This is a genomic window from Streptomyces sp. 8P21H-1 (genome assembly GCF_013302945.1).
In genome coordinates this window covers 255-1,024 of the sequence record NZ_JABTYA010000277.1, presented here as the reverse complement: position 1 = coordinate 1,024, position 770 = coordinate 255, and the positions used below count along the sequence as shown (strand labels likewise).

Annotated in this window: 1 pseudogene; it reads left to right on the top strand. The window is 69.6% G+C overall.

Annotation, left to right across the window (positions count from 1 at the left end):
- Positions 1 to 770, top strand: a pseudogene (locus tag HO151_RS05910) (hypothetical protein); the annotation flags it as partial.

The window sequence follows — 770 nt, the reverse complement described above, 5'->3', positions numbered from 1 at the left end:
GGCCAGGCCACCACCACCGACCCGGACGGCACCGTCACCACGACCGACCTGGGCAGCCTCACGGACCTCAACGGCAGCCTGAACGGCGACGGCGTGCTCCAGGGTCCCACCGGTGCCGACACCCAGATGGCCGGTGGCGGCAACCTGACCACCGACTTCCCGGACGGCACCACCCAGGTCGTGGATCCCGCGACCGGCCAGGCCACCACCACCGACCCGGACGGCACCGTCACCACCGAGAACCTCGGCAGCCTGGGCGGTCTCAACGGCCAGAACGGCCGCGGCGACCTGAACGGCCTCGGCGATCTGAACGACCTGGGCGATCTGAACGACCTGGGCGACATCGACTCGGGCATCACCACCGAGACGATCGGCGACCTGGGCGACCTCAACACCGACCGGTCCGGCCTGGAGACCCCCACCGGCGGCAGCACCGAACTCGACGGCAACGGCGACTTCACCACCACCTTCGCGGACGGCAGCAAAGCCGTGTTCGACCCGGACAACGGGCTGCTCACCACCACCGACGCGGACGGGAACATCACCACCACCGACCTCACGTACGGTGCGAAGGTCACCAACGCGGACGGCTCCACCACCACCCTGGACAACGGCCGGCTGACCACCACCTTCCCGGACGGCAGCACCCAGGTCATCGACCCGGACACCGGCATCGCCACCCTCACCGACCCGCAGGGCAACACCGAGACGGTGGATCTGCACGACCTCAACTCCTCCGGGGACACCGACCGCTCGGAGATCTTCGACGG